Annotated in this window: 6 protein-coding genes; 1 reads left to right on the plus strand and 5 read right to left on the minus strand. The window is 73.8% G+C overall.

The window, feature by feature from the left end; all coding sequences use genetic code 11:
- Positions 1-175: 175 nt before the first annotated feature.
- Both H5J30_RS21690 and H5J30_RS21695 read right to left on the minus strand, forming a co-directional pair.
- Positions 176-793: a cell wall protein gene (locus H5J30_RS21690; RefSeq protein WP_181789056.1), complete on the minus strand. Its 618-nt coding sequence runs from the start codon at positions 791-793 to the stop codon at positions 176-178.
- 13 nt (positions 794-806) lie between these two features.
- Positions 807-1,232 carry an RlpA-like double-psi beta-barrel domain-containing protein gene (locus H5J30_RS21695; protein ID WP_018837308.1) on the minus strand — a complete coding sequence of 142 codons (426 nt, stop codon included), beginning with the start codon at positions 1,230-1,232 and terminating at the stop codon, positions 807-809.
- A gap of 371 nt (positions 1,233-1,603) precedes the next feature.
- Here H5J30_RS21695 and H5J30_RS21700 point away from each other — a divergent pair, with 371 nt between their 5' ends.
- On the plus strand, positions 1,604-2,137 hold the full coding sequence (locus H5J30_RS21700; RefSeq protein WP_181789057.1) for a TerD family protein: 534 nt from the start codon (positions 1,604-1,606) through the stop codon (positions 2,135-2,137).
- A gap of 67 nt (positions 2,138-2,204) precedes the next feature.
- Here the strand turns inward: H5J30_RS21700 and H5J30_RS37500 are convergent, their stop codons facing one another.
- From H5J30_RS37500 to H5J30_RS21715, 3 genes are all read right to left on the minus strand, one after another.
- Positions 2,205-2,969, minus strand: coding sequence for an IclR family transcriptional regulator (locus H5J30_RS37500; RefSeq protein WP_309505599.1), 765 nt, complete (start codon positions 2,967-2,969; stop codon positions 2,205-2,207).
- A 45-nt stretch (positions 2,970-3,014) separates the two neighbouring features.
- Positions 3,015-3,482 carry a YbhB/YbcL family Raf kinase inhibitor-like protein gene (locus H5J30_RS21710; RefSeq protein WP_181789058.1) on the minus strand — a complete coding sequence of 156 codons (468 nt, stop codon included), beginning with the start codon at positions 3,480-3,482 and terminating at the stop codon, positions 3,015-3,017.
- 37 nt (positions 3,483-3,519) lie between these two features.
- Positions 3,520-3,713 (minus strand): alpha/beta fold hydrolase (locus tag H5J30_RS21715; protein ID WP_181789059.1); only part of this gene is annotated, 194 nt, incomplete at its 5' end.

Genomic DNA, 3,713 nt, shown 5'->3' on the forward strand with positions numbered 1-3,713 from the left:
CGCGCGCAGCGCGACCGTGGCGCGCGGCAGCCCGCCGAGCTTGCGCTCCAGTACGGTGCCCGACGCCTGCACCGGGGTGTTGCGTCCGAACAGCTTGGTGCTCCCGCTCCAGCCGAGCACGCCGCCGACCAGCAGTGCGATCATGCTGCCTCCGTCCTCGATAGGGCCGCGGCGGTCAGTGCCCGACCGTGATCCTGGCGATGTCGACCGCCCCGTCCTTGGGCCGCCAGGCGCCGAGCACCAGCGCGTGCTGCCCCATCCGCACGCCCGACAGGTCGTCGGTGAGCGCGGCGCCCGCGTAGGAGGCGGTGGAACGGCCCGGGACGATGCGGCCGATCAGCTCGCCGCCGTGGTAACCGAGGGCGAGCCGGTCCTTGCCGATGCCGCGGACGGTGACGTCGAGGTTGACGATGTTCACCCAGACCGCGTCGGCGGCGATGGTGCCGTCGGGCATCTCCAGGCCGCGGGCGTAGAGGCCGTCGCCGGCCTCGACGTCCTCGGCGGTGGTGGGGTGGAGCTTCCAGATGCTGGTGGCGTTGGTGAGCTGGATGCGGTGCCGCTCGCCGTAGGAGCCCTTGACGTGCAGCAGGGTGCCGCCGTCGATGCCGGTGATCAGGCCCTCGGCGAACGAGGTCTCCGCGACCGCCGGGTCGAGCGGCGGGGTGGGCGCCGCGAACGCGGCGTCGGGGTCCACGGCGCCGAGCGCCGTGGCGCCGACGACCGTGGCACCGCCGAGTGCGCTGGCGGACAGGAAGCGCCGCCGGTCGAGCGTCGAGTCGGTCGTACGGTTCATGGCCGGGCCTCCGTCACTCGTAGATCCAGACACCGGTCTTGCCGGAGCTGAGGCTGGCGATCTGGGAGTACGCCGCGGGCGTCAGGTCCAGGATGCGGTTGGTGCGGCAGACGCCGTTGCAGCAGGCCGCCTCGCCGCAGAAGCTCTTGGTGCGCGGGCCGCAGTCGGTGATGGTGATGCAGACGGCGGACTTGGAGCACTCCTGGACGACGCGCATGACGGAGCCGCAGCCGCGCCGCGGGATGCCGCCCTCCCCGCACAGGTCGGGCCGGGTGATGTCCCAGCAGGCCGCGGAGGCGTTGGGCCAGGCGCCGTGGTTCGAGGCGGAGCGGCAGTTGCCGCAGGCGCCGCCGCCGGCGGAGCCGCAGGGGCCCCAGGCGGCGCCGCAGCAGAACCAGGTGGCCTCGCCGCGCCAGAGGTAGTTCGTACTGCAAGCCATGTGTTCGAGCTCCCTTCAGATTGTCCCGTACATGACAGTCCGAAATGCCATGTGGGGGTGGCGTACGGGTACCGAGAGCCCGCCGGGGGACACGGGTGGCGGACGGCCCGAGCGTGACGCGCGGGACACGCACCGTCAATCCGGCGCCGCGGCGCCAGTGGACCGGTCCTCTGGTGTAACCGCCGCGCAAGGCGGGCCGCGCGGCCGCGGGCGCTCCCGTGCGGCACCGCGCGCTCCGACCCCCGAATGCCGCCCCGCGCTCCCCGCACGCCGCTGCCCCGAAGGGCCGGACGTGACACGATAGGGGCAACCGGCGGACGCCGCCGGGCAGTTGTACGCGAGCACGCAGGAGTACGGGAGAGGGGAGCCCGGTGACCGGTCTCAACAAGGGTGTCGGCAAGGTCGAGATCGCGCTGAAGTGGGACCCCAGTCCCCTCGGCGAGCCGTCGCACGACCTGGACCTGATCGCGGCGACGTACACCGCGGAAGAGCCGCACGGCGAGCCGGCCTACCTGGTCCACTTCGACAGCCGCGCCCCCGACGGCACCATCACCCTCCAGCGGCACAGCCAGACCGGCCAGGGCTTCGGCGCCGACGAGGTGCTGACGCTGGAGTTCGCGCGCATCGCCCCCGCGTACGCCCGCGTCGTCGTCGGGGTCGCGATCCAGCAGGGCGCCGGGCGGCTGACCTTCGGTGCGGTGACCGGCACCCGCGTGCAGGTCCGCGACGGCCACGAGGAACTGGCCGCCGACGACTTCGCCGCGGTCCCCGCCGCCACCGCCGCCACCGTCGCGGAGTTCGTCCGCGAGGAGTCCGGCACCTGGGCGTTCCACCCGGTGGTGCAGGGCTTCGACACCGACCCCGCGTCGTTCTCGGCCCTCATGGGCAACGTGGCCGGCGGCTGACGGCGCCGCCCCGGGGGGATGCCACCGCGCCACGCGAGGCCGACGATGGCACCCCCCGGGGGCGGCGCTAGTGCCGCCAGGTGCTGAGCGAGTCGGACAGCTCCGCCGCGGCGGCCACGACGCGCTCCGTGATGTGCCCGGCGCGCTCGTCGTCGATGCGGAAGTGCGGCCCGGCGACCGTGACCGCGGCGACGACCTTCTCGCCCACCCCGATCGGCGCGGCCACCGCCCACACTCCCTCGTCGACCTCCGCCTCGCTCTTGGACCACCCCTGCGCGGCCACGGCCTGCACCTCCGCCAGCACCGCGTCCCGCTCGGCGGCCGAGGGGGCGGGGCGCAGCCGGTCGAAGTAGCGCTGGGCCCACGCCTCGCCCATCGCGGCGAGCAGCACCTTGGGCCCGGCGCCGCGGTGCAGGCTCATGATCTGCCCCGGCTCGAACGACAGCCGGATCGTGTGCTCGGGGTGGCTCATCTCCACACAGGTCGCGAAGTCGCCCACGCGCCGGATCACGAGCGCCGCCTCGCCGGTGTCCTTCGACAGCCGCTCGACGAGCGGGCGGAGCACCCGGGAGACCGGGAACGCCTGCTCCGCGCTGCGGGCCAGCAGGAAGATCCGCGGCGAGAGCACGTACGTGCCGCCGCCGTTGTCCTCCACCATGTCCATCTCGCGCAGCAGCGAGACGAACCGGTACGCGGAGGGGACCGAGATCCCGACGGAGTGCGCGATCTCCTCCACGCTCAGCTCCGGCCCCTTCTCGGTGAAGAGGAGAAGGATCTTCAGCACCCTCCTGGCGCTGTCCACGCCGGGGGTCCGCTCCCGCCCTTCAGACACGATGCGCTCGCCCTTCTGTGCTCGTGGGGTGTGCCCCGGGGTGCGTCAGGCGGAGTACGTGCCGACGAGCCGGTTCTGCTCGATGACGCGATCGCCGTACGCGCCGAGGAACTCCTCGCGCGACGGCTCGCCCACGACCGGGGTGTCGAGGGCGTACACCCAGAAATAGTAGTGATGGGTGCCGTGCCCCGGCGGCGGCTGGGGTCCCGTATACGCCTGGTCGCCAAGGGAGTTGGGGCCCTCCCGGACGGCGCCGCCGGGCACGGGCCCGGGGGCGGGCACGGCGGGTGCGGCCGGGTCGATGCCGTAGACCACCCAGTGGGTGAAGCCGTGCGGCAGCGGCGCGTCGGGGTCGTGGAGGATCAGCGCGAGTTCCGCCGTGCCGGCGGGGACTCCGGTGATCTCGATCCCGGGGGCGGCGTTGCCGTGGTCGGCGGCGTGCCGGTCCGGGATCCGCTCGCCGGGGCCGAAGCCGTCGGCGGCGACGGCGAGGTCCTTGATGTTCAGGGGCATGGGACTCGGGTCCTCTCGGTGGCGGGGCGCGGGCGGGTCAGCCCGTCGTCCGGTCGAGCATGCGGACGATCTCGTCCGCGACGGTGTGCGGGTCCTCCTCGGGCAGGTAGTGGTCGAGCCCGCTGAGTTCGACGGCGCGGAAGTCCGGGCGCAGTTCGCGGGTGGCGGCGAAGGCGCGCGGGGAGACGATCGCGCTGTGCTCCCCGCGCAGCAGGGTGACGGGGACGCGGA

The sequence above is a fragment of the Streptomyces phytophilus genome, assembly GCF_013870535.1.
Lineage (GTDB): Bacteria > Actinomycetota > Actinomycetes > Streptomycetales > Streptomycetaceae > Streptomyces > Streptomyces phytophilus.